27 protein-coding genes are annotated in these 22,480 nt (G+C 68.8%); 1 reads left to right on the top strand and 26 read right to left on the bottom strand.

Annotated elements, in window-relative coordinates:
* Positions 1–17: 17 nt before the first annotated feature.
* From RPX00_RS09460 to RPX00_RS09400, 13 genes are all read right to left on the bottom strand, one after another.
* A complete protein-coding gene (locus RPX00_RS09460; RefSeq protein ID WP_406639100.1) occupies positions 18–1,610 on the bottom strand; it encodes a relaxase/mobilization nuclease domain-containing protein in 1,593 nt (530 codons plus the stop codon).
* Positions 1,607–1,897: a hypothetical protein gene (locus RPX00_RS09455; protein ID WP_406639099.1), complete on the bottom strand. Its 291-nt coding sequence runs from the start codon at positions 1,895–1,897 to the stop codon at positions 1,607–1,609. The genes RPX00_RS09460 and RPX00_RS09455 overlap by 4 nt, the downstream gene beginning before the upstream one ends.
* 922 nt (positions 1,898–2,819) lie before the next feature.
* A complete protein-coding gene (locus tag RPX00_RS09450) occupies positions 2,820–3,071 on the bottom strand; it encodes a hypothetical protein (protein WP_406639098.1) in 252 nt (83 codons plus the stop codon).
* Positions 3,072–3,186: 115 nt separating this feature from the next.
* Positions 3,187–3,669: a hypothetical protein gene (locus RPX00_RS09445; RefSeq protein ID WP_406639097.1), complete on the bottom strand. Its 483-nt coding sequence runs from the start codon at positions 3,667–3,669 to the stop codon at positions 3,187–3,189.
* Between the two features lie 113 nt (positions 3,670–3,782).
* A complete protein-coding gene (locus RPX00_RS09440) occupies positions 3,783–4,397 on the bottom strand; it encodes a hypothetical protein (RefSeq protein WP_406639096.1) in 615 nt (204 codons plus the stop codon).
* A gap of 658 nt (positions 4,398–5,055) precedes the next feature.
* Positions 5,056–5,433 carry a hypothetical protein gene (locus RPX00_RS09435; RefSeq protein WP_406639095.1) on the bottom strand — a complete coding sequence of 126 codons (378 nt, stop codon included), beginning with the start codon at positions 5,431–5,433 and terminating at the stop codon, positions 5,056–5,058.
* Positions 5,434–5,578: 145 nt separating this feature from the next.
* Positions 5,579–6,127, bottom strand: a complete 549-nt coding sequence (locus RPX00_RS09430; RefSeq protein WP_406639094.1) for a hypothetical protein — start codon at positions 6,125–6,127, stop codon at positions 5,579–5,581.
* A gap of 594 nt (positions 6,128–6,721) precedes the next feature.
* Positions 6,722–7,195, bottom strand: a complete 474-nt coding sequence (locus RPX00_RS09425; RefSeq protein WP_406639093.1) for a hypothetical protein — start codon at positions 7,193–7,195, stop codon at positions 6,722–6,724.
* 260 nt (positions 7,196–7,455) lie between these two features.
* Positions 7,456–7,866 (bottom strand): hypothetical protein, encoded by a 411-nt coding sequence (locus RPX00_RS09420; protein WP_406639092.1) that lies wholly within the window; start codon positions 7,864–7,866, stop codon positions 7,456–7,458.
* Between the two features lie 283 nt (positions 7,867–8,149).
* Complete coding sequence (locus RPX00_RS09415) at positions 8,150–8,497, bottom strand: hypothetical protein (protein ID WP_406639091.1); 348 nt, start codon at positions 8,495–8,497, stop codon at positions 8,150–8,152.
* A 125-nt stretch (positions 8,498–8,622) separates the two neighbouring features.
* Positions 8,623–9,042, bottom strand: a complete 420-nt coding sequence (locus RPX00_RS09410; protein WP_406639090.1) for a hypothetical protein — start codon at positions 9,040–9,042, stop codon at positions 8,623–8,625.
* A gap of 161 nt (positions 9,043–9,203) precedes the next feature.
* Positions 9,204–10,160, bottom strand: coding sequence for a hypothetical protein (locus tag RPX00_RS09405; RefSeq protein WP_406639088.1), 957 nt, complete (start codon positions 10,158–10,160; stop codon positions 9,204–9,206).
* 75 nt (positions 10,161–10,235) lie between these two features.
* On the bottom strand, positions 10,236–10,553 hold the full coding sequence (locus tag RPX00_RS09400; protein ID WP_406639087.1) for a hypothetical protein: 318 nt from the start codon (positions 10,551–10,553) through the stop codon (positions 10,236–10,238).
* A 239-nt stretch (positions 10,554–10,792) separates the two neighbouring features.
* Between RPX00_RS09400 and RPX00_RS09395 the strand changes: the two genes are divergently transcribed.
* On the top strand, positions 10,793–11,212 hold the full coding sequence (locus RPX00_RS09395; protein WP_406639086.1) for a hypothetical protein: 420 nt from the start codon (positions 10,793–10,795) through the stop codon (positions 11,210–11,212).
* Positions 11,213–11,321: 109 nt separating this feature from the next.
* Here the strand turns inward: RPX00_RS09395 and RPX00_RS09390 are convergent, their stop codons facing one another.
* From RPX00_RS09390 to RPX00_RS09330, 13 genes are all read right to left on the bottom strand, one after another.
* Positions 11,322–11,885: a hypothetical protein gene (locus tag RPX00_RS09390; RefSeq protein ID WP_406639085.1), complete on the bottom strand. Its 564-nt coding sequence runs from the start codon at positions 11,883–11,885 to the stop codon at positions 11,322–11,324.
* Between the two features lie 332 nt (positions 11,886–12,217).
* Positions 12,218–12,349 carry a hypothetical protein gene (locus tag RPX00_RS09385; protein WP_406639084.1) on the bottom strand — a complete coding sequence of 44 codons (132 nt, stop codon included), beginning with the start codon at positions 12,347–12,349 and terminating at the stop codon, positions 12,218–12,220.
* An 823-nt stretch (positions 12,350–13,172) separates the two neighbouring features.
* Complete coding sequence (locus tag RPX00_RS09380; protein ID WP_406639083.1) at positions 13,173–13,922, bottom strand: GP88 family protein; 750 nt, start codon at positions 13,920–13,922, stop codon at positions 13,173–13,175.
* Between the two features lie 1,697 nt (positions 13,923–15,619).
* A complete protein-coding gene (locus RPX00_RS09375) occupies positions 15,620–15,916 on the bottom strand; it encodes a hypothetical protein (RefSeq protein ID WP_406639082.1) in 297 nt (98 codons plus the stop codon).
* Positions 15,917–16,099: 183 nt separating this feature from the next.
* The gene (locus tag RPX00_RS09370; protein ID WP_406639081.1) at positions 16,100–16,381 is read right to left on the bottom strand and encodes a hypothetical protein; all 282 of its coding nucleotides are present in this window, start codon (positions 16,379–16,381) and stop codon (positions 16,100–16,102) included.
* Positions 16,382–16,529: 148 nt separating this feature from the next.
* Positions 16,530–16,976 carry a hypothetical protein gene (locus RPX00_RS09365; protein WP_406639080.1) on the bottom strand — a complete coding sequence of 149 codons (447 nt, stop codon included), beginning with the start codon at positions 16,974–16,976 and terminating at the stop codon, positions 16,530–16,532.
* 89 nt (positions 16,977–17,065) lie between these two features.
* The gene (locus tag RPX00_RS09360) at positions 17,066–17,851 is read right to left on the bottom strand and encodes a hypothetical protein (protein WP_406639079.1); all 786 of its coding nucleotides are present in this window, start codon (positions 17,849–17,851) and stop codon (positions 17,066–17,068) included.
* Between the two features lie 189 nt (positions 17,852–18,040).
* On the bottom strand, positions 18,041–18,643 hold the full coding sequence (locus RPX00_RS09355) for a hypothetical protein (RefSeq protein ID WP_406639078.1): 603 nt from the start codon (positions 18,641–18,643) through the stop codon (positions 18,041–18,043).
* Between the two features lie 137 nt (positions 18,644–18,780).
* On the bottom strand, positions 18,781–19,023 hold the full coding sequence (locus RPX00_RS09350) for a hypothetical protein (RefSeq protein WP_406639077.1): 243 nt from the start codon (positions 19,021–19,023) through the stop codon (positions 18,781–18,783).
* Positions 19,024–19,363: 340 nt separating this feature from the next.
* Entirely contained in the window at positions 19,364–20,299 is a 936-nt protein-coding gene (locus tag RPX00_RS09345; protein WP_406639076.1) for a hypothetical protein, read from the bottom strand.
* A 178-nt stretch (positions 20,300–20,477) separates the two neighbouring features.
* The gene (locus RPX00_RS09340) at positions 20,478–20,846 is read right to left on the bottom strand and encodes a hypothetical protein (protein WP_406639075.1); all 369 of its coding nucleotides are present in this window, start codon (positions 20,844–20,846) and stop codon (positions 20,478–20,480) included.
* 248 nt (positions 20,847–21,094) lie between these two features.
* On the bottom strand, positions 21,095–21,325 hold the full coding sequence (locus RPX00_RS09335; RefSeq protein ID WP_406639074.1) for a hypothetical protein: 231 nt from the start codon (positions 21,323–21,325) through the stop codon (positions 21,095–21,097).
* A gap of 227 nt (positions 21,326–21,552) precedes the next feature.
* Complete coding sequence (locus RPX00_RS09330) at positions 21,553–22,359, bottom strand: hypothetical protein (RefSeq protein ID WP_406639072.1); 807 nt, start codon at positions 22,357–22,359, stop codon at positions 21,553–21,555.
* Positions 22,360–22,480 lie beyond the last annotated feature (121 nt).

Genomic DNA, 22,480 nt, shown 5'->3' with positions numbered 1-22,480 from the left:
CATCCCCGCCAGCCCGGTCACGTCGGACGGCGCAGTCCCGGATCGCCTCGGCGACGTACACCGACGTAGCGCACAGGACGCTGGGTTGGCCGCGCGCGTCCATCGGAGGGAACTGGAATTGTCCTCGGGCCGCCCCTGACCGGGCTTGCGGACTCCGCGAACGCTGGCAGACGTTCGGCGGCAGCGCGCGCGGCCGCAGCTTGGTGTGCTTGTCCGCGCGTCTGCTGCCAGGCCGCTATCTCGGCGATCAGTGCCACGAGCGCGAGCACGAGCGCAACGAGGGCTGCTTTCTCGGAACCGCGACCGGTCAATGCTCCCGCTCTGGCGATCTGGCGAGACGCTCGGCGCAGGTCGCGGGCGATAGGCCCTAAGTCTGAGGGCAGAACGCGGTGCGGAGTGCGCGCGGCGCGGTCGTAACGTTCGCTGACGTCGGTCAGCAGACCGAGTTCGCGTCCTTCGCGTCCGCGGGCCAGGGATGCCAGCATCTCGCCTGTGCCGTGCGCGATTGCTGCGGGGTCCTCCGAGCCACAGCGGATCGCGTCGGCCGCGTTGCGCGCGGCATCAGCGGCGTCTGTCAGAACACGTCGGCGATCGGCCGGGGCGACGCGCGTGTCTCCGGTGCGCGGCAGAGGGATGTCGACGGGCGGGACGCTCGCCCAACGTTCGATCAGTTTGGGCCATGTCAGGTCGGCGGCCAGTTTGGTGCCGGACCATGGAATCGGGTCGCCGGATGCGTTGACGTCGCCGGGGAGTTGCACGGTGTACCCGCGCACACGACCGGCGGCGTCATGTGTGGTCCGAGGGCTGAGCCCCTCCTGTGCGAGCGCGGCGAGGAATTCGTCCCCGTCGCTCGCGCCTGAGGCGCATTGTCGGACGATCCTGCGCAGCTGTTCTCGAGCTGTCTCGCGGCGGCCGAGCCTGGCGGCTTTGCCTTTCTCTGCCCGGGTCGGCGTCCGTTGAGCGGTCTTGTCTGCTCCCGCGGTCCGGTACAGGCCGAGTTCTCGTTCGATCTTCTGGCACTCTTTGCGCATCTTCGGGTAGTCGTTGCTCGGGTGGAAGCGGCGCCCGGTCGTCTCGGATACCAGTGTCGCGACGAGGTGGATGTGGTCGTCGCCATGGCGGACCGCGATCCAGCGGCATCCGGCCTGTTGGATCCCGGTCGCTTTCATCAGGCGTTCGGCGATCTTCTCCCATTCCGCGTCGGTGAGGATGCGGTCGCTCGGGTGCGCCCGGACCGGGGTGTGCCAGACGTAGCCGTTCGAGGCGGCCACCCGATCCTCTTTCTTGTCGTAGCGGTAGAACCTGAGCCACGACGGTGCGTCGGGCGGCACGTCGCCCTTCCGGAGCCGGGCTTCCCACTCCGGAGTGATCGGGGGCGGGTTGTTCAGTGGCAGGCCGGCGGCTTCGGCGAGTTCCTCCATGGTCGTCTTCAGCGGTCCGAGGTCGAAGTCGTGTTCGCCCGGGCCGAGCTTCGGCGGGTGGTGTAGGTGTGGGGCGCCGTCCCAGCTGGCGACGACGCGCGGGTTCTTGTGCTCTTCGTTCTTCCCTGGCCCGAAGAGGTAGCGGAGCAGTCCGTACGGGCGCCACCCGCGGTTCGCGTTCGCGATCACGGCAGCAACCGGCGCCGGACGTCCGTGAGCATCGTGTCCGCGGCGTGAACGACGTTGGCGACCAGCCGAAGAACCGTCGCCAACGCGGCGGCATGCTCCAACTGTCCGGTCGAGTTCGCGACGCGGGCGAGGTCGTTGACGTTGCCGCCGATGTTGGCGAGCACGCGGCGGTGCTCGCGCAGCTCCTCGAGAAGCGCGGCGGCGGCTTGCCGGTCGGTGCCGGTGCCGAGGTGTTCGCGCAGTGCGGTGTCGTAGGCGGCTTGCGCCACCCACGCGGACGGTCTCATTCCTGCCAGCGCGGCGACCTGGACGATGACCGCCCACTCCGTGTCGTCGAATCGGAGAGGGGCGCCGCGCTTCTCCCGACGCCCTCTGCTTGAGTGTTCGCGGTACCCCGCACCCTTCGTCATTGGCCCCCCAACACCGGTCTTCGGGGCGGCGCTGCGAGCGCCGTTCCCGACGTCGTTCCGGGTGGGCCAAACCGACGGATCTCTGTTTGCTGTGCGTCCCGCGGGGCGAAGGGCCGGTCGTCCGGTTCCTCGCTCGGCGGTCTGCGTTCGAGGCTACTCTGCGGCCCGCCGGCCTGAGGCTGCGTTTTTCAGGCTGCCCGCAAGGGCAGTCTGCCAGGTCGCGCAGCGGCCTGGGGAAAAAGGTTTACCTTTTTCCATATCTTGCTCTCCTGACCAGGCTGTGTCGTGAGTGCGCCCGCGAAACGTTCGTCCGGCCGGAATCCGCACCGACGCGGTGGCGCAGGTTCTGATCGGCGGCATGGGTTCGTGCCTGGCGAACGGGCGCAAGCGCGGACAATGTCGCCGCAGCAAGGACATGCCAAGAGAGCGTTCTGGTGGAGCGCTCCGTCGTGGTCGGGGCTCGCCGGTTCAGCATGCGCAGCTGCTGAACCTGGTCGTATCGGCGAGGGTTTCGGCCTCGCGCCACCGGGATTAGGTCGGTGCGGCGGAGGGCGCGGCTGTGGCAACTTTTGGTGCCGGCGGCCGCGCACAACGGCGTCGAACGCGGCTTGGCCGTTGCACTCGACGTCTGCAAGCGCAGAGACTCCCTCACAGTGCCGTGCGAGAGTCAGTGCTGCTCGGCATGACGGGTAAGTCAGCATTGCACGGCCCGGCGCAGCTGTCCGTGCGGCGTCCACACGAGAAGACCCCGCGCCGAGTGGGCGCGGGGTCTGGTGGTGTCTCGATTCCGTCGTGGTCTCTACTCAAGGGCCAACGTGAGGGCGGATGCCGGCAGGTCAGACCGATCCACCTGTTCCAGTGCCCGCCTCAGAACGGCCGCGATTTCGGCGCGGCTGCCGTGCATTCCGAAGTAGCCGCCGGACCCGCCCCCCATGGCCAACACGTAGGGGCTGTCCACGGCTTCCCAGCCGTCCAGTTCGTACTCCGCTTCGGCCGCCGTGTACAGCTCCGGCGGCCCGTAGACAAGCAGGCTTTTGGCGTGCTCGGACATTACGCTCATAACCATCGGGTTCCTCCGTTCGATCGTCGATTCTCTCGGTTTCCCGCCACGTCACCGCAGGCAGCGACGTAAAGCCGTCGATCGCTGGGATCGGCCGCAGTTGTGTTCACGGACCGTCTGGCCTGCCTGAGTCAGGGACGCTGTCGGTCTGTGCGCCGTCAGCCGGTCCTGCGGCGGAGGCACGCGAACGGCGGTACGCCGCCCACCAGTTGACGGGGGTGATCTCGGTGACCAGGTCGCGCGCGTTGAAGAGGGCTTGGAGTGCCTCGCGTGCCTCGTACTCGCCCATGGCGTCCGCCATCCGCTCGAACGCTGCTCGGGCTTTGTTCTTGCGAGCGAAGTACGGTGCGGCTTCGCGCCGGAGCGTGTCCGCGTCCATCGTCGTGATCGTGCGCACTCGACGGCTGTAGGCATCGGAATCCGTCATGCCGCTGACGAAATCCGGTGCCATGACGGCGATCGCGTCGTTGCAGTCGTTGCATCGGTGTCCGCCGCCGCCCCACAGCGGGATCCCTTGGGCTCCGGTTGTCGTGCACCCGTCGGTGTAGCATTCGCCGTTCCAGTTGTCGGTTGGCCGTCGCTGGTTCATCGCTTCTCTTCCTCTGCCGTTGTTCGTGCTGCCGGACGTGACGCGGTCTGGCACGTCTCGTTTCCGCCGGGGCCCGGCGCTGCGGCTTGTGCCGGGCCCGCGGCGAGGGATGGCTAGTGAGTGCTGTTGTCCACGATCGGCTGCCCTGCTGCGAGTTTGCGCGCGGAGACGATGTACGCCGCGACGTCGTAGCCGAGGAAGCGGTTTCCGGTCGGGGTTTCCCAGAACTCGCCGTTGACGATCTTCGGGTCGGTGCCGGTCGTGCGGATGTGCTCGGCGAGTGCGTTTAACGTCTCTTCCCACTCGTCCCACTGCTTCGCGTATCGCCGCGAGGATGCGTACAGGAAGTCCCAGCGGGCGCGGTCGTGTCCGGTGAGTTGCTCGTCGATCCCCATCAGCTGCATCCGCACGATGCGTGCGGGGCGGTCTCCCAAGCCCAGGCTTCGGTGGTCGACGTGGTCGTTTTGGTCCAGGTACATCACCGTGAACATGGAGTAGGCAGAGGCATGTGGTTTGTTCCAGAACGTGCTGGATCGCTTCGGGTTGGTGGTCTGGTACATGAACCGCTGCATGCTCTTGTGCTGTCCATTCTCGGCGGTGTGGATCCAGGTGCGGCGCTGGCAGCGAAGGCTGCCGTAGGGGTAGTCGTGGACCAGGTGCGCGGTCTCCGGGCTGGTGCATCCGCTGAGGACGCGGACGCGCTCGATGGTGAAGTCGTCGCCGTTCATCGCTGCTCTTTCTGTGGAAGGGAAAGACCTCGGCGGTGCCCTTGTCGCCGAATGGGACGGGCCGCCGAATCAGGGAAGTATTGGAAGGTTGGCGTGTCTGCGCTGCTTCCAACACGACGGACGTTACCGGCGCGGGGGCGGCATATTTCCGGTTACACGAACCGGGCGGGCGCAGGGTCCAGGGCGTTGACCGCTGTCCTTGTTGGCGTGGCGGGCCACGCAGGCCGACGGCGCCGGAGGCCATCGCGAAGCCGTTGTGCCGCCCGGTTCGACGGACGGCCGCCGGGTATCGACGAGCGGGTGTGGCTGGCGCGTGCGGCGTAGCCGGCGGCGGAAGACTGCGAAGAGGCGTCGCGTGGGCCCGGCTCACCTCGGCGCAACCGGTGTCGGGCGCGGACGGCACGGAGCGCTTCTTTTCCTGGCGTTGGAGACGGCGGCTGTGTCGCTCGCGTGCGGGCTGAACGGTGCTTCTGGGCTGTCACCGAGATGTCCGAGCGGCTCGGCGCACCCGGCAGTTCGTTCCGAGCGGATCGCGCAGCTAGCGGCCGATGCACAAGCACCAGGCCCCGCGCCGGGCGAACGCGGGGCTTGGTGCAGTGCGGCGTGGAGAGGGGAACGCGCAGTGCTTGATCGGCATTCCTGGCGGTACGGTCAGGGTTCACAGGCGGAGCGCGGCGGACACAGCTCGCGCTGCTGCGGCGGTGAAGTCCGGCAGCAACGTGCCTTGGAACTGGTCTTCGAGTTCGTGCCACATGGTTCGCATCCAGTCGTCTGTGTCCTCGTCGACGACCGCTGTTTCGTCGTTTGCCTGCCATGCCAGACGGCAGCCTTCCGTGTCGGGCTTGGCGAGAACTACGTTGCTGTCCTGCATGCGGAAGTGCAGTACCGGGCCGCTCATTTTCGGGACGTAGCGCTCATGGACGTAGCTGATCCTGATGAGCCGGACGCCTGCGTAGCTCTCGTTCATCAGGGCGGACAGGTCGAGCGTGGTCGTGACCGGGGGGACGGCGATCGTCACTTCGTACGTGTCGGGCATCGTTGTTCCTTGGGGTAAGGGGTAACCGCGGCCGCTCGGCGGGCGGCGACCCTGTGGGTAGCTGCTCGCTTGTCGCTGTATCTCGTGGTTGCCGCTTCTGCGGCTCGTTCGCGGAGCGGCAGCGATAGGCGGGTCGTGCCGGTGATCAGCTGTCGGTGTCGTCGCCCGGCTCGCCTTCCACGAGGGCGGTGCCCATCCGGAGGGCGACGAACGCGGCGGCCTGTTTCGGGTCGTCGAAACGTTTGTCGTGCGTTGAGGGCGCCCAGTGTGCCCAGTGGTCGCTTGCGACGATCTTCCATCGCCCGCGCGGAGTCTTGGCGACTGCGGCCAAGACGGACCCGTCCATCAGGAACGCGGTGAACTTGTCGGCCTCGTCCTCCGCATCCACTTGCCAGGTGATGTCGGATTCGGCCCGGTACCAATGGAACGACGCCCAGACAGTCACGTCCATCACGCGCTGTTCGTCCCATCCCGGGGCCCATGTCGTCCGGGTGTGCGTGGTCCAGCCTTCGGGGCCGTCTCCGGTCACGGTGATCACCGTGCGGGTGAAGTCGTCACCGTCGAGCAGGATGGAGTGCGCGATGTCGCATGCTCCCCAGGCTCCCGCTGACTCCACCCGGAACGTGGGGACCTTCTTGTCTGCGGAACGCCATCCGCCCGCGTCGGGTCGGTCGTCGATCCTGCGGGATTCCACAGTCCACATGCTCATGTTCGTGCCTTTCGTTTGTAGGTAGAGAATCAGCGGCCGTGGTGTGCACGCGACGCCGGTGCGTCGGGAGAGTCTCGGCTGTGCTGACTGCAAATTCGGGTGTCGTTGGCCGTTGCGCGACACCACAGAATGTACGAGTTCGCGGCCTCGCTTCTGCTGGATTACGTGATGCGCGGATGAGGCCAGTGCTGGCGTAGAATGCAGGGCTGTCAACGGGTTCGCCGTGTCAACGCACGCCGCTGGCGCGCAGGTTCTCGCGACCCGGCGGGGATGACCGGTGCCCGGTGCCGGACGGGCGCCCGTCGGGTTCCGAGGCAGCTGCGGTGCGCTGAGTCGGCGCGTGCTGCGACGGGCGCACGCTCCGCCGGCCGGGCCGGATGAGGCGATGCGGTGGGTGCTGTTGGCGGCCAGCGGCGACGATAAGCGTGGGGGCCGGTCGGGCAGGACGTGAGTCCTCCGGACTCGCTGGCGACGTACACGCCGCCCAGTAGTTCCGTTCGGTCGTGTTGTGCGACGACGCACGTGCTGGGGGCGGCTGGGGCACGCGGCGTGTCGGTGTTGTCGTCTCGGGTGTCGCTACTAGAACAGCGCTGGTTGATCGTCGTCTCGCGGGTCGCTCGCTGCGGTCGGCTGCTGTTCTTCGAGCGCGAGGCCGTGTCGTTGCAGCGCGCTGTCGAGAGCGCGGCGCTGGGATTGGGCACGCCGGTCTTCTGCGGCTGCGGTCAGCGCGCGGACCCACGCGAGATGGGCGGTTGCGATGAAGTCGGCGTGCTCGGGCGCTGCGTCCAGTACGGCGCGGACACGGGATTGCGTCGTGGTCGCGGCGGACCAGCGCACTCCGGTGTCGTCTGTCTCCTCGCGCGTGCGGATCCAACCGTCAACGACGTTGAGTTCGTAGGAGGTCCGTTCCCATCCGCGGCCGGTCTCGTGTTCGGGGAGCGCTATCCCGTGCACGGTGCCGAGAAAGTATTCGCGGCGGGAGTAGGTGCGGGCGTTGTCGGCCGGTGGGGCCGGGGTGTCGGCCGGGGGTGTTTCGGCAGAGTGCGGCAGCATGGGATTCCTCCGTGGTCGCCAGGTGCGGGCGCGGTCGACATGGCTGCGGATGCGCAACGCGGCGAGGCGCGTCCAGCGTGCGTAGCGGTCGGGGCGGAGCGGGCTTCCGGCCGGAACCATCGACATTCGGCCGCCGGCCCGCCGACGATGTGCCGGGCTCCTCGTTTCGCCGTGTTCGGGGATGCTCCGGGTGCGGGACGCGTGATGTCGCTGGGCCTGGCGACGCGCTCGGCGTGACTGCCCCGGCGTTCGATCGGGCGTCAGCGGGGGAAGAAGGCCGTGGATCGCGACCCGACGTGCGCGCCGTGGTGTTCCCTGGCGTGGTTGGTCCGAAGCGGCGGGTTGCCTCGCTGAGGGGCGTTCGTGGTGCTCGTGTGGGTCAGCTGGGCCTGGTATCCGACTGCCTTGCGGTAGAGGACTTCGAACCGTGCTTGACGTTGCCGTCCTTCGCTGTCCGGGAGGCCGATGTTCCACCGGGCGATGATGGATCGGCCGTCGTCGCTGCGTTCGCGTCGAGTGGGTTCTGCGTGCGGGGTGATCGGCTCCGGGCGGAGGCGGGCACACTGGTGCTGGTCATGGATTCTCCTGATTTCCATGCCGGTGCCGACGTTGTCGGGCGGCTCGTGAGTGTCGATGTTGGTGCCGACATCGAGAACGCTACGGGCGGTCAAAGAGCCGCCTTCCGGTTACGGCGCCGTGTGCAACGCCTGCGGACGGCGGCTGCAAGCAGTGAACGCGCTGAGCCCGAAGGAGCTTGCTCGCGACGGCCCGGGCGGGTTCGATACGTCCTCTGGTCGTCTGTTCTCGCTCGCAAAGGGCTGTGTCGGTTGCTGAAGCTGCTGGTCGTTCGGGTCCGGGATGACGGCTGTACAGGCTGGGACAGCGGGGAACAACGGCAGAGACCGTCGTGCGGTCGGGCGGCGACGTGCCATCGCATGACGGTCTCTGCCGTGCTCAGGAAGCGGTTGTCTTCAAGCGGGCGGCTTCTGCGGCGAGTTCCCAGAGTTGCACGAGGTGGGGTGCCCCCAGAACGCCCGGGCCGGATTCGGATAGGTGGTTCCAGGTGCTGGTCACCCATTCCGGATCGCAGTTGCGCAAGTGCCATGAGGCGATGACCTCGCCGGTGGGAACGATGCGCACCGGGTCGAGGCCGAAGGGATCGGCGAGCCGGTCGGGGTCGCCGGGGAAGAAGACCAGGTGCCACATTAGGCCGGAGTGGAGGACCACTCCGCGTTCGGTCTGCGGGAGCCCCGGGGTCGGCCGTCGCCTCGGTACTTCCACGGTGAGTCCTGCTTGGTACACGCTGTTTCTCCTTGTCCTGTCGTCTGTGCCGTCCCGGCCGGGCACGGCTCTGGGGCCTGAGGAAGTCCGTCCGGCCGGCTGCCGTTGCGCCGCAAGGGCCGGGAATGGTCGCGGTGCCGGGGCGGTCAGAACGGCACGCAACCGCTGTGATCGGACCAGAACGCGTCTCGCTCGTCGGGCGTCGCGAACATCAGTTCTTTGCACCAGAGGCACCATTCGATGGTTTTTCCCCGTGCGCGGAGCAGCATTTCGAGTTGCTCGCGGAGGGTCTCGTTGCTCGGATGGAACTCGCCTTCGTCGCCGTCGCGGGGGCGGATGTTCCACCGGACTGGCACGGACCTGTTGGCGTCACGGCGTTCGCTGCGAGCGGCGTCCGCGCGAGGGGTGGTCGGCTCCGGGGAGGATTCGGGCATACTGTTTTCGTTCATGGATTCTCCTGTTTTCGCGGCCGATTCCGACGGTGTCGGGCGGCTGGCGAGGCCGAGGTTGTTGTCGACACCGATGACGTTACGGGTTGTCGCAGCGCCGTTTTCCGGTTGCGGCACGGTGCATCCCGGCTCGCACGGGTTCGCGAGGAAAGGGAGTCGCTGAGCCGGAAGCGGCGTGCACACGGCGGCGGGCCGCTGGACTCCGACGGGGACGGTGGTCGCCTGTCCGGCTGCGCGACGGGGCGGGGCCGACCGCTGAGGCGTGCTGTCGAGCCCGACTAGCTTTCGCAGGAAAGAGGCGGGCACGGGGAATGCTCGGCCCAGAACTGTTCTTCGTCCCCCGGGGTCGTGATGGCAGCAGCGTTGCAAGAGCCGCAGTGCAGGACCTTCTTTCCCTGCGTCGCCAGCAGTTCCTCGATTTGCATGCACCGGTACCCGATGCTCAGCAGCCACTCGCCCTCAGGCGTTGTCGGCGCGCAGTAGCACGGCCCGGGGCCGCAGTAGCGGAAGAGACCGCGGTGTTCCAACGGGAACGGCGCGGGCACGTCGAAGAACGGGATGAAATCTTCGAGCCTGGTGGGAATTTCCGTGCAGTAGCGGAAGGGCCTCGGTGCCGCGTCCCCGAGGAGTCCGGGGAACGGTCGCGCGCATTCGCGGCACAGGACGGGCGGCCGGTTCCCGCGGCCGGCGGCCCCGAGCTGGCGGTGCAGTTCCTCGGCGGCGCGGTGCACGCGGGCGAGGATCTTCTCGTCCGCGTCGCGGCCTCCGGCGACGTGTCGAAAAAGCCAGTCGCGGTCGTCGGCGTCGTGGATGCCGTCGCAGTGGGCGAGGATGCGCAGTGCGGTCATGACGTGGTCGTCGCGGGCGCCCGCGAGGGCTTCGGAGGGGTGTTCCTGCGTCCAGGGCATGCCGGGCATCAGGTAGCGGCCGTAATCGTCGGGGCGGATCACTGCGGGCTCGAAGCCGGGCGTGTGCTCGTAGCGGCCGTCGAGCAGGACCAGGGCGTCGCCGTACCACTGGGCGCGGGTGGCTGTCTGGTCCTGGTCGCTGGCGGCGTTGAGCCGGATCGCGACCAGTTCGGCGACTTCCGTCCGGAAGAGCGGGACGGTCCGGCGGCTGCCGTCGGTCGAGGGGACGCCTGTCCCGGTCTGGTCGGGGATGCCGGGGAAGAGCGGGCCCGAGCCGAGCCGGAACAGCGTTTCGTCTCGTCGGGCGATGGCGGTGGCGTTGTCCACTGCGGGGGTCTCTCCTTGTCTCGTTGTCGGATAGGGGCCGGAGCCGGTGCGCGGCGGCTCCGGTGACGAGGCGGGTCAGTCGCAGGCCATGGCGAACAGAAGCCAGGCGGTGACGGTGCCTCCGTAGGTGTCGCAGATCGGGATGGCTGCGGCCTGGACGTCGTAGTGGTCGCAATAGCGTGCGTCCATGCGGTCGAGGAGTTGCCCGGCCAGCAGCCGCGCGGGGCCGATCGGCATGGCGTCCGTGCGCACGGCGGTCACGTCCTGTTTGGTGGCGATGGTGCCGCTGTCCGGGCGCCAGCCGACCTTGGCTGCGGCTGCCTGGCGCGCGGCCTCGAAGGCGGCCGTCAGGTCGGAACCGCTCTGGAGAACGTAGACGCTGATGCCGCCCATCACGCGCCGGTTTCGATGCTGCGCGGGGCCGGGAATCGGCCGTCGGCAACCGGTTTCGGACGTGGCTGATCCATGGGATGACCTCCTGGTCGGTTTCTGATGTCGTCGGATTCCTCAGGGCCGCGCCGCTGGTTCCGACACGAATAACAATAACGGTCGGGGTGGGTGTTGTTTCCGGCTAACGGGTGCTCGCGGGCGGGCTGGCGGCGTCTGTCGCGAATCGGGCTTACCATCGGGGCATGGGGGAAAAACAGATAAGGACAGAAGCAGAACAGGCCGGTATCGATGCTTTCCGGCCGCAGATCGAGGCGTTGGCGGAGCTGGCTGTCGCGGCTGCGGCGGCGGGCGAAGCCGACGCGCTGCGTGCGGCGGCGGACGCCAAGGCGGCGAAGATCCATGCCGCGGCGGAGGAGGAGATCGACGCTCGCTTAGAGCGTTGGCGCGAGAAGTGGGCGGCGGCGCTGACGGCGGGGTGGACGCCGCAAGGGTTGCGCAGCTTCCCGGTCAACCAGTCGCCGCCGCCGAAGAAACGCGCCGCCAAGGGAAAGACGGCCACGCCCGCTGCCCGCGTTCCGCGGGTCTCCCGGCAGGCATCCGGCGTGGACGCGCGCGGTCCGGCCGCCGGTCCGGAGGAACCGGGGACGGCGCGCGCCGCCTGACCGCGCGCGGCGGGCGACGGCCCGTAACCCGGGTGCGCGGCGCTGCTTCCGCAACACGGGACGCTGCCCTGTCGTGCCTGCGCGGCGGGGCAGCGTCGTCGCGCGCGGGTCAGTCCTGCCAGGGTGCCCGGACGGCTTTGACCGACGTCAGCACGTGCGCGAAGTCGAGCGAGGTCGACGTTTCCTGCCCTCCTTCTTCCATGTCGGAAGGCCAGTACCGCGCAGGTATGTGCTGGGGCGCGGTGATCCGCATGAGCGCGACGGTGCGGCCGGTCCCGGCGCCGTCCGGTGTCGGGCGCGGGGGTTCGACGTCGAAATCGACGCGCACCGGCACGTCCGGTGCTTCTCCGCCGAAGTAGGCGTTGCGCAGCGGGTCCGCGGCGACGGCTTTGCCCACTGCTTCGACGGTGTCGACGCACGCGACGGCAAAGAGTGCCATGTCGTCCAGGAGCCCGCTGCGGTGCTCGTGCGTCGGGGGCAGCCACGGCACGGGCTGCATGCTGGAGAACACGATCCGGCCGGCGTCGGCGCGGGTGTGCTGGGTCCAGTACGACGCCAGCCTGATCACGAGCCAATCGGCGCTGTTGGCGCGGACGGTCGCACCTGCGGTGTCGAGCCCGGCTGCGGCGAGGAGGCTGTCGAGGTCGGGGTGGCCGTAGACGGTGCGGGACATGAGGGTCCTTTCTGACGTGGTGCCGATGCCCCCGGGTGTCCCGGGAAGGGCATACCGGCGTTATCGGGGGTAATGCGCGATGGGGCCGATGGGCGCTGCGGCGAAGTGCGGTTCCGCGCCGCCGGGCGCGGAAGGCTCCCGGCCGTGGTCGTTCCGTGAAGCCGCAGGCGCTGCGGTTCAGGCGTCTCGGCGAGCCGGACGTTCCGTCTGACCGGCGTCGCAGGAGTGAAAGGTGCTGCCGGTGGCGTGCTCCGGATTCGGGCGGGCAGAGCGGGAACGCGCGGCACCGCGCGGGACGAGCGATGTCCGGCCCGCGCGGCACCGGCATGCGTTCAGGAGAAGCAGTGGCGGATGGCGTCGAACATCTGCTCGTAGGTGAACGCGGTCGACTCCTCCCGTTCGCTCTGTTCCATGGCATCCGACCAGTACTCCCAGGGCAGGTGCTGAGGCGCGGTGATTCGCATGAGCACCACAGTGTCTTCCGCCCGGTGGAGGCCTGGTGCCGCTGCGGGCATCGGACCGAGGCCGAAGTTGACGCGAAGCCGGTGTGCGGGCGCCTCCCTTCGGGGAACAAGTCGCCGCGCGTCTGGTCGTCGGTCAGGAAGTCGGCCAGCGCCCGGACTGCTTCGTTGCCGGTGAACGCGAAGTCCGCCGCCGAGTCGATGAGGTTGCTCTGCCGCCAGAACTCGTGGTCCGGCAGATGCGAGGGGCCCGGGCTGACGAAGGCGATCACCCCGCCGACTGGGTGTCGCGCGTGTTCGAACCAGCGCGTCGCCGTCCTGAAGAGGAGTTGTTGCTGGCACCATCCGCTGCTGCGGATCGCCTCGCCTTCACGTTCCAGGTCGAGCCCGTCGATCAGTTCGTCCGCATTCGGGAGATCGTTGACGATTGTGGGCATGTCTTTCCTTTCGTGCTGATGCGCTATGATCCGGATCCCGTCCGAATTGTTCTCGAATCCGGCCTGAATAACTCTACGAAAGCTGACTATCGGCTTTTCCGGTTATGGCGACGGCGAGGCCGCCGCGGGCGTTTCTTGACTAACGTGCGCGAGGCACCGAAAGCTCGGCCGGTTCGTGGAATTGTCCGCCGCGTGCGGGCCGGAGAGGCGTCGGACGGACCCGCTGTCGGGCCGCGCTTTCTGTATTCCGCGGGAATGCCAGTCAGGGTCCTGGCGGGCGACTGCCGCAAGTCGTGCGCCGGGCACTCGCCACGGTCCTGTAGGCCTGGCTGGCAATGAGGGCTGTTGCGCGGCCTGCGTGCGGCGAGGCGGTACCCGCAGGGTGGGAGTCATTCGTCTTGTTCCGCCGTCCGGCGCGCTGCCTTCCGCTCGGTCAGCTCCGCTTGAAGCTCGCTGAACCGGCGGCCGCGCATCTTCTTGACAAACCGGGGGATGTTGTTCGCCGACATGCCGACCGGCGCGGGGCCGAGAACGGACAAGAGGTCGTTGCCCAGTTGGCTGTGCCAGCCGGCGGCCGCGATGGAATCCTCGTCGGGGAAGACGTCCGCGACCCGGTCGCGGTCGCGGTCGACGAGCTGGTCTTCCTTGCCTCCCAAGGAGTAACACCAGAGGAAATTGGCGGGCGGGCTGGGCTCGACCAATCGCTTGAACCGGCTGACCTCCTTGGTGTAGGCGTAGAAACCGGTATCGGGGCTGGCGCGCATCACGCGCAGCCACGCTTCGGTGTAATCGTCGCTGAAAAAGTCCCCGGAATCGTGGACCCTGACCCATTTGTCCTTGTAGCGCGGGGCTGTCAGTTCGGTTGTCAGCGCGTTCTCCCATCCGGCGAGGTCCTCCATGACGAACCGGAGATTGGCCTGGTGCCGACTCAGGACATTGGAAAACCGAAAGCTTCCCTGGGTCGCGTAACACATGCTCGCGCAAACGCCTGCCGCCGGGCATGTCGTGACCGTCTTTCCGTCAATGCGCGTCGACAGTGCGGGAATCGACCATTTGAATGCGCCGATCTCGTCCAGTCGTTTGTTTCCTTTTGTCAACAATGGTGACGGACGATCCTGGGACTTGTCGGCATCGGACACGGCCAGGCCTTTCTGGATGGACGTCTGCGCTGCTATGACAGGCACGGAAGCGGCGAACCCGGCTACATTCGGGGCTCGCTGTCCTTTTAACGTAGACGTGGCCTAGTGTCCGATTGTGCGATTAAGGAAAGGGGAGCCGGATAACCGGCGCGCGTGATCCGCAGAATGCGCTGGCGGCCGTCGCGGAGTCCGCTGCCCGGGCGGACGGGAGTGATGGGGGTTGCGGTCGCCGCCGCTGGGGCCGGCGGTCTGTGCGACGGGGATTCGCTGTGGCTTCACGGGTTTCTGCGCAGCGCACTGATGGCGGGGTCGGAGTTCGCCGACGAGTGCCCGGACGCTGCGGTTCGGTGGCCATCCGATGTGCTGGCCGAGTTGCATTCGCCGTGCCGGGCGGCCGTTCGCGGGGTGCGCGAAACGGCCGCCTGGGGCAGGATGCGCCGCGTTCGCCCGTCCCGTTCGACGTTCCGGGTCAGGTCAGCGTGGATTCCGCTCGCCTTCTGGACGAACAGAGGAATGCTGCTTCCCGACCTGCCGACCGGCGAGCGTTTCGGCGGGTGTGGGCAGTCCTCGGTCGTGATCGCTCACGCACTCTCGTCGTGGCCCGCGCGGCGTCCCGGGGCGGGCAGTATCGGGTGGCAGCCCGGCCGTGAGCACAGCCGGTCCGACTCGGTACTGCGCGGCACCAGCGCGTAGTCGAGGTCGACCCGGCGGACCAACTTCGTGCGACGGCATCGGGCCTTGCCGCCGGGGGTGAACCGGTGGAGCACGGGGCGATGGGCCCGGAACAGCCATCGAAGCAGCGGGCCGGTGAAGACGGACAGGGGCGCACGGGCCTGGGGCTCGCTGGATGTGGTGACGTTCAATGGTTTGTCCTTTCCTTTGAAGGTTTCTGGTTGTCGGCGGTCCTCGTGTCCTCCTTCGCCGACTGATCGTGTCGGTCTCGGCCTACGTGCGGCGTTTGCAGCGACGGCGGTTGCCGCACGCCCGGCCGCCGGCCGAGAAGGCGGGTCCGGCCAGGCATGCCTGCGGAGGGACTTGGCCGGGTGGATCACGTGCTAGTTGTGCATGACTGCTCGCTCTCGGCGCGCGCGTGGTGATGCGATGGCGTGGCCCTCGAAGATTCATAGGCCCGGATTGCCGTCGGCTGGTTGCCGCGTATTTCCCGTTATCTCAACGGGTTTGATACGCCGGACGCTACGCGGCGGGAACCGGCGTTCTGCGCGGTTACGGGCGATTCCGGATCGCGAGCCTGGCTGCGCGGGCGTTCGATCGTCCTCGGTCCGTGTGTGCTTCGGCGTCTGGATCGCGCCGCCCTGTCGGTGACGGCTTGTTGCCGACGGATCGTGACGTGACGTGGCCCGATCCGGCAACGCCAGGACAGGTTTGCCGAGGGACTTCGCGCGGCGGGAAGGATGCCAGTCGCGCTGCGGATTCTCGAAGATGTATCGGCGCGTTCCCGGCTCGCGCCAGCGATCCGAGGCCGGTCCGGGTGCGTCCTTGCGGTGGGGTCCGGTGCGTTCCCGGCTTCGCGGCGATCGTTCGATGCGCAGGGATCGTCACCACGGTCACGCTGGTGGTGCTCCCGACGAGCATCGCCTCGGCCGGAAGGCCGGTCCCTGTCGAGGTCACTGGCGAGAGGGATCGGAAGGAGCGTGGCCTCGATACGATCGAGCCCGTCCCGGCCGGATAGAGGCGGGCTACTGCTCGAATTCGTACGTCATCTGCTGCGCGGACAGGATCCTCCACCGGTCAACGGGCGGGCCCGGCTGCGTCGGGTCGAAGACGACGTAGTCGCCGACGGCGGCGTTGGTCTCGCCGTCCTTGGTGTGCATGGACAGTGCGGCGTAGCCGCCAGCGTCGACGCCGCTCCATGTCACCTCCCCGCCCCGGGCGGCCACCCAGGTGAGGACATCGGCCAGGTTTTCCAAGGTCAGTTTCCTCGCGACGACGTCGCGTTCGCGGGCGGTCCAGCGTTCGGGCTCGGAGTTCGACATGCGATGACGCTACCTCGCCGGGACCGTGCGAAAACCGTGTTGCCGCTGCGGCCGGCTCGCCGGGCGAGGAGACTGCCCGGGTGCGGAGCCGGACGCCCGCGCCGTCGGCTTGCGCGGTTCGACGCGGGAGCGATCTCTCCGTCGGCAGGACAGTACGCGGCGAGGGCGGAGGCGAGGTTGCGGTCAGTCCGCGTCCTCGGTCGGCGGGTTCCGGTGAGCTTCGACGACTACGGCTTCGCCGGACCTGATGAGGTCGAGCAGCGCCACGGCATCGGCGGAGCGGTAGCCGGTCCGGCTGGGGCGGACGGTCGCCTGCTGGTCGCCGACCGCGAGCCGTACCGTGTCGACGTGCTCGTCGCGCACTGCCGCCGCGGCGGCGGCGTGGACGGCGCTCCAGGCTTCGGCGGGCGTTTCCGCCTCGCCGGTCTGTTCCAGGTTTCCGATGGTCATCGTCCATGCGTGCACGGGTTTTTCTCCTTCTGCGGGTGATGAGGGTTGCGGAGTCCGACGTTGTCACGGCGGGGCGAGGTGTGGATGAGCGGAACGAAATCTGTGGACAACTCCCGGGAGCTGTGGACAGCGGGCCGGGACCCGGAGGTCCCGGCCCGGGCGGTCAGGGGACCAGCGTCTCCGCGTGGTCCCATGCCGCGCGCGTGCTGTCGTAGGCGGCGCGGTCCATGACTTGCCAGACCAAGGGGCCGATCTGGATCCGGATGTGCCGGGGCAGCTTCGCGGTGCGCGGGATGAGGTCGCAGCGCGCGGGCGCGTCGCAGCCGATGCGGGCCACGGTCCCGACCTGGCAGCCGTCGATCAGCGCCCCGCGCTGGGGATCGGCGACGGCGGGCGCGAGCCGGTCGCGGTGGAAGCCCGCGTCCTGCCAGATCGCGGCGACGTGCTTGACCGCGACGGCGCCGTGGACGTGCAGCAGAACCCGGCCCAGCATGAGCCGGACTTCCGCGAGCGTCGTGCCCGCGTCCTTGATGTCGATCCGGGTCTCGACCGCGCCGACGACGCGGACGGTGGTGGTCACGATCGACGTCGTTCCTTGTGCTGTGAACATTGACGATTTCCCTCGGTTGTTCCGGAACGGAATCAATGGGCGAAAGCCCTGCGGGAAACCTAGTTTCCAGAGAAAAGCGGGTTGTCGGATTATGCATCGTTTCCGGCGCGCTGTGGTTCCGGGCAAAGAACCAGCTGGAATTCTTTCGCGGCCGCCAGTTCGAGCGCCCAGGGCAGTTTCTCGTCCCGCCAGAGGTTGAAGGAGGTTCCGTCGAAGGAGTCGACGTAGTCGAGGCCGAGGAGGTAACGGATTCGCTTCCTGCTGTTGACCCTGCCGCAGTGGATGTGCAGTCCCCGGCGTTTTCCCTCGCGGCAGATGTCGGCCATCTCCGTGCCGAGTTTGTAAGCGGTCGACCCGGCCATGAAAAGGCATTTCAGGTTAGGCCAGTCCCACGGGATGCCCGCCTGCGCCGCGCCGTCCTGCACGCAGTACGCGACCGGCAGGTGCATCAGCATCGGCGCCCATTCGAGGAAGCGGCGCAGGGTGGCCTGCGCGTCGGCGACCACGTCCGGGACGGTGACGAACAACAGGTTCGGGTCGATCGGCGGAAGACGCACGGCGGTGAAGCCGCCGAACCCCGGCGAGTCGGCGCCGCGGAAGGACGCGGTCAGCAGCGGCGACAGTCGCTCGCGGGTGCCGAGCCTGCGGCCGTACACGGCTTCCTCGATCCTGCCGATCTGCGCGGAGAAACGGGCGAGACTCCAGTTGCAGAAAACGTCGTTGTCCACCCCGGTCGGGAAACCCGCGGCCAGCACGCGGCTGATGTCGCTGATATTGCGCGGGCCGCACAGCCTCCCGAGATGAGTGTCCGCGTACGGAATGTCCTCCCGGGCCTGGAGGAGGGTTTCGATCCCGCCGCCGTTCAGATTCAACATGACAATGACCGCGTTCGCATCAGAAGAGGAATTGATCGGACGCGATCAGATTACGAATCCGGATTTCGCGGTTGCGCGATTACGGCGAATCCGTCGGAGGCCTGGTGCCCGGCGTTCGTTCGAGGAAAATGAGCGCTGCCCGGGTCCGGCTGCGGTTGCGGGCCGCGAGGTTCGTGCGGCCCGCAACGGTCAGCGGTACGGCAGAACGGAATTGAGCGACGGGACCGCTTGGGCGGCCCAGGCGCCGTAGCGGTAATGAGCGACCAACGCGGCGCACCACGGCGCCCACGGCCCGGTGAGCGCCATCGACGTGGCGTGGACGAAGTGCAGTTCGAGACGGTCTCCGGCGAGGCGCATGCCGGTCACCATCTCGTAGTTGACCCAGTGCCGTCTCGGCTGGCCCGCTTCGATGACCTCGGTCCACAGCCGCCGGGTCGTCAGCGCCGCCGCCACCAACGGCTGCGGACACCATCGCGGGGCGCGTGAGCGCAGGTCGGCCGCCACCTGCAGCGTGCCGCGGAGCGCCGCTCCCATCGCCCATCCGGCGACGTGGGCGTAGTCGCCGGCGATCACGGTGGTCGTCCCCGGGCGGGCAGGTTGTGGCACCGCGGAACGGAGGCGGGCGTAGCCGAGCACGGCTCCGAGGGTCCCGACGGTGTATTCGCCGGGGTCGAGGGCGAGGCCGGGCAGGTCGCCGACCGGGCCGAGTTGCCCGCCGCCCAGCAGGAACGCGTGCAACTTCATCGCCTGCGCCAGCGGGCTTATCTCGGAGTCGTGGAGAACGGCGGTCATCGAGCCTCCCCGCTCGTCGGCTGCACAGTTGGGCACCTGTAATCGAGGATACCGGCCGGGATTCCCGTTGCACAGCACGTTTGTTCGGTGGTGTCCGCAGTGTGCGGCCGCCAGGCCTGCCCGGTCGCGGACGGTGGTCAGGCGGCGGGCGGCTGCGGCGGTTCGCGGCGGCCGCAGTGGTTCTTCTCGAACTGGAGCAACTTTTCCGCGGCGACGGTGAAGCTGCCCGTGAACAGGACCCATTCGCGTCGCACCGCCGCGAGCTGGTCGGGCGGCACGCCCATGCCGTTGGGCAGGTCGAGGATCCTGGCGGGGTTGACGCGGTCCAGGACCGCGGTCGGGACCCGGAACGCCTGGGCCAGGTTCGCCCACGCGAGCACCGCCCAGCTGACGTCATCGTTCGTTCGGCGGATGCGCCAAATCCACTCTCCGCTGTCCAGCTGCGCGATTTCCTCGGTCGCGTACCCGGCTTCGCGCAGCAGATTCGCGGTGGCGCTGCGAGCCGGATGGAAGGCGTCGATGCGGAAGGAGCGGCAGTCCGCCGGTCGGAAGTCGATGCGGCGGAGGCCGGCTGCGGGGGAGGGTCGAGGCGAGTAATCCAGGCGTCTTTGTCGGACGCGGCCAGGGTGAGGGAGGCCGGGGTGACCGGCCGCGGCGCGATCACGGCCGGGCGCGAACGCGCGGTGTGCGGATTCGGCGCCGCTGAGGCGCGGTGCGGGCTCACAGTCGCATCAATCCGTCGAGGACGGCTTGCATCACTTCGGCCGACGGTCCGAGGCAGGCGGTCAGCGCGGCCGCCGCGATCGGATCTCGAGCGGCCGTGTCGGCGAGGACCGCCGCGCGCAGTCCGGCGGTGTCCGGCACGCCTTCGCTGTCCCCGGGCGGGCCGGGTTCGCTCGCGGACGCCGCCTGTTCGACGGCGGGCGTGAACACGCTGGCGAGCGCTTGCTCGGGGATGCGGCGGAGACGGTGGCGGCCGCCACCGGTCTGTGCGGGGGCGAGGGTGAGGATCGTGCTGGAGCAATGGCACTGCGGGCACGCGCAGGTGGTCAGGCGCGCGCCGGGACCGGCCCATTCCGGTCCCCGGGCGGCGGGCGCCGGTCCCGGTGCTCGTGCGCTGGGGTCGTGGTTGCCGTGGGCGCAGTCGCTGCACCGGAGCGTGTCGCCGGTGCCGTGGCGGGCGTGTACGCCAGTCGGTTCGGGGCGGGCGGGTACGGCGGGGAACACCACCGTCGCGTCCCGGTCGTCGCCGCGGGTCCAGCCCGTGCCGAGGTCGCCGGAGATGACGCCTTCGGCCTCGGCGGTCGCGGTCCGGCCGAACCCTCGCGGGACGGGGCCCGCGACGCGACGGTGTGCGCCGAGCGGGCGGGCTAGCCCGTGCCGCGGCCGGGCACGGTGGTCGTCGCCGCGACGGCGAGCACCGGCAATCCCGCCGCGGCGAGCAACAGCGACAGCATGCAGCCGTGCCCGCCGGGCGCCCGGGCGGCGGACGAGGACGCGCCGGCGCACGGGCCGGTGGCGACGGTGCGGGCTGACGGCGGAGTCCTCCCGGCCTGCTGCCGAGCGGAGGTTTCCGGCGGAGGTGGCGTGGCCGGTTCGTTCGTGGAGTGTCCGGTCGTGGTGGAGGCCAACGGTTTCCGGTCGGGCGTCGTGCATGTCGAGTCCTGACAACGAAGGGAATGGAGAGGGCGGAAGCGCTCGCCGCGCACGCGGCGCAGCAAACGCGGCAGGCCGTCGGCCGCGTAGGGCGGGCCAGCGCGACGTGTCCGCCACGCGACGGTCAGCGGCGCGTGCGGCGGCCGGTCGGACGCGACGGAGATCCTGATCCGGGCGCTCACCGCGCTGTTCCGGGCGGATCCGCTTGCGGCCGGGACGGGTCCGTGGCAGGGCAGGCGGCGGTGTGCTCCGGTGCTGCAACCTGCCGCCGTCTGGTCTGCCGCAACGACAGGATCGCGTCGCGACGCCGGGCGGTCAGCTGGTCGAGGCCGTCGAGGCCTGGACGGAACTTGCGGGCCAGGGCGGCCGCGGCCTGCCAGCGCACGGTGCGCTCATCGGACGGGACGTGTGCGTCCCACGCCAGGATGTCGGCGCGGTTGCGTTCCCGGAGGCCGCGGTCGACAGCATTCGCGATCCTGCGCGCGGATGCTTCGTCCCCCGCGCACGAGACCAGGTACGGCAATTCGGCGGCGAGGATGCAGCACACCAGGTATGCGGCGGAACAGGACGCCCCAGAGCGCCCGGCAGGCAGTGCGGGTGCTCTGCCAGGCGGCTCCGGGGGTGCGGGGGAGGACCCGGCCGATGTCGCCGGACGACCGAGGCTCTGGTCGTCGACGGCGGCGGCGGGCATCCTGCGACCCGGGCAAACCCGGACCCGTGCAGCAGCCGAAAGGACGATCGGGGCGCGCGGGGCGGGTGACGAGGACGGCGGGACGGGCGGCGCGGCGATGGACGTCATGGCTTCTCCCCGGCGTCCGCGGCGAGCAGTTCGGCACCGCCGGGGACGCTGGCGATGTAGGCGGTGGTGATTACGGTCAGCTTGGCGAGGCGATCGTCCAGCCGGGCGGCGAGCTGAGCCGTGTCGACAGATTTGTCGGCCAGCGATTCCGGGCTGACGGTGACGACTGCTGCCGCGGGGTGGACCGAGGCGGCATCGAGAAGCGCGACCACCCCCGGCCGATGCATTGGAGCACCGCGGCCGTGGTCGGAGTACACAGCCGAGAGCCGTGGCCATCTCGCGTACTTGCACCACCACCGGATCACGTCGGTGTAAGCAGTCCTTAGACCTGGGTCGCGGACCGGGGTCCAGAAGTAGGCGTACGACAGCGGTGGCGGAGGTGCGTGCGGAATGTGCTGCGAGTCAAGCATCCAGGCGGTTAGCGTCCGCAGAGCAGCTTCAGACAGAGCAGCCATCACTGCCACCCCGCATGCAGCATGTCGGCTGTCCTGCGCGGTGTGCACGGCCAGAGCTGGAGGCAGTGCACGCAACGGTCGCCGGCGGCCCGGTGAGCGGCGGCGAGAATCTCGCCGCGTTGCCGCAAGTACTCGGTCTCGACATCGCCTAAGAGTTCGTGGCGTGGGTCGGCCAAGGCCGCGTTCTCGTCCGTCCAGACCGCTACAAAACCGGTAAGCTCGCCCGGAGTGCTCGGAAACTCGGGGGCGGCACACACGCTGCTCCGATCGCCGAGATGAGCAAGCGAAGGCACCAGCACCCGGCGGATTCCGGCAGCGCGCATGAACGACGCCAATTCGGGGAGGGCACGCCTGTCGCCGTGATCGACGACGACGCGCCGCAGATCTACTCGAAGATCGAACGCGCACAATTGCAGGACTGCTTTCAGGAACTGTGTCCGGCGGTCGTGACGACCCGGGCAGCCGCGCACGTACCCGCACACTGGCACCGGAGTTGCGCCGACCGCGGGGGGCGGAATGGCGAGCGCCTGCGGAAATACAGCCGCGTTGCGCGACGCCGCAGTCACTGCGAGGCTCCCGCCGCGAGGCTGCTGTCCGCGGTCGTACGCCTGGCCGCCGGTGCCGGGCCCGCCCTTCACCGGATCGACCTCGCCTTTCGGCCCGTGGCGGCACTGCATCGTGCCGTCTGGCTCATGCACCAACGGATAGCGGCTGTCATGAGCAATCGCGTTCAGAGATGGCAGGCTCAAGTTTCCCGGGCTTCGGGCTAAGTGCGTCGTGCTTGTATCTTCAGAGACGGAACTCACGAGAACTCCTTCGGATGCACGCTAATGGCGTCCGGCGGGCGCGCGTCAGTTCAACAAACGTACGGAGTCGAACGCCGGAGCTGGTCTCGTTGGGTCAAGAAATGCTGGCTGACCGAACTCT

Source organism: Amycolatopsis sp. WGS_07 (genome assembly GCF_045278895.1).
Classification (GTDB): domain Bacteria; phylum Actinomycetota; class Actinomycetes; order Mycobacteriales; family Pseudonocardiaceae; genus Amycolatopsis.
Note: the sequence above shows the minus strand (reverse complement) of the source record. Positions and strands in the feature narration are given on the sequence as shown.

What these genes read in the sequence shown, in the direction of transcription:
- RPX00_RS09375 (WP_406639082.1), bottom strand. Translation starts at nt 15,916, where the DNA reads ATGTCGAACTCCGAGCCCGAACGCTGGACCGCCCGCGAACGCGACGTC.
- RPX00_RS09425 (WP_406639093.1), bottom strand. Translation starts at nt 7,195, where the DNA reads ATGCTGCCGCACTCTGCCGAAACACCCCCGGCCGACACCCCGGCCCCA.
- RPX00_RS09365 (WP_406639080.1), bottom strand. Translation starts at nt 16,976, where the DNA reads ATGTTCACAGCACAAGGAACGACGTCGATCGTGACCACCACCGTCCGC.
- RPX00_RS09445 (WP_406639097.1), bottom strand. Translation starts at nt 3,669, where the DNA reads ATGAACCAGCGACGGCCAACCGACAACTGGAACGGCGAATGCTACACC.
- RPX00_RS09450 (WP_406639098.1), bottom strand. Translation starts at nt 3,071, where the DNA reads ATGTCCGAGCACGCCAAAAGCCTGCTTGTCTACGGGCCGCCGGAGCTG.
- RPX00_RS09390 (WP_406639085.1), bottom strand. Translation starts at nt 11,885, where the DNA reads ATGTCCCGCACCGTCTACGGCCACCCCGACCTCGACAGCCTCCTCGCC.
- RPX00_RS09395 (WP_406639086.1), top strand. Translation starts at nt 10,793, where the DNA reads ATGGGGGAAAAACAGATAAGGACAGAAGCAGAACAGGCCGGTATCGAT.
- RPX00_RS09400 (WP_406639087.1), bottom strand. Translation starts at nt 10,553, where the DNA reads ATGGGCGGCATCAGCGTCTACGTTCTCCAGAGCGGTTCCGACCTGACG.
- RPX00_RS09385 (WP_406639084.1), bottom strand. Translation starts at nt 12,349, where the DNA reads ATGCGAATCACCGCGCCTCAGCACCTGCCCTGGGAGTACTGGTCGGAT.
- RPX00_RS09335 (WP_406639074.1), bottom strand. Translation starts at nt 21,325, where the DNA reads ATGCATCGGCCGGGGGTGGTCGCGCTTCTCGATGCCGCCTCGGTCCAC.
- RPX00_RS09435 (WP_406639095.1), bottom strand. Translation starts at nt 5,433, where the DNA reads ATGCCCGACACGTACGAAGTGACGATCGCCGTCCCCCCGGTCACGACC.
- RPX00_RS09345 (WP_406639076.1), bottom strand. Translation starts at nt 20,299, where the DNA reads ATGCACGACGCCCGACCGGAAACCGTTGGCCTCCACCACGACCGGACA.
- RPX00_RS09355 (WP_406639078.1), bottom strand. Translation starts at nt 18,643, where the DNA reads ATGACCGCCGTTCTCCACGACTCCGAGATAAGCCCGCTGGCGCAGGCG.
- RPX00_RS09455 (WP_406639099.1), bottom strand. Translation starts at nt 1,897, where the DNA reads ATGAGACCGTCCGCGTGGGTGGCGCAAGCCGCCTACGACACCGCACTG.
- RPX00_RS09440 (WP_406639096.1), bottom strand. Translation starts at nt 4,397, where the DNA reads ATGAACGGCGACGACTTCACCATCGAGCGCGTCCGCGTCCTCAGCGGA.
- RPX00_RS09360 (WP_406639079.1), bottom strand. Translation starts at nt 17,851, where the DNA reads ATGTTGAATCTGAACGGCGGCGGGATCGAAACCCTCCTCCAGGCCCGG.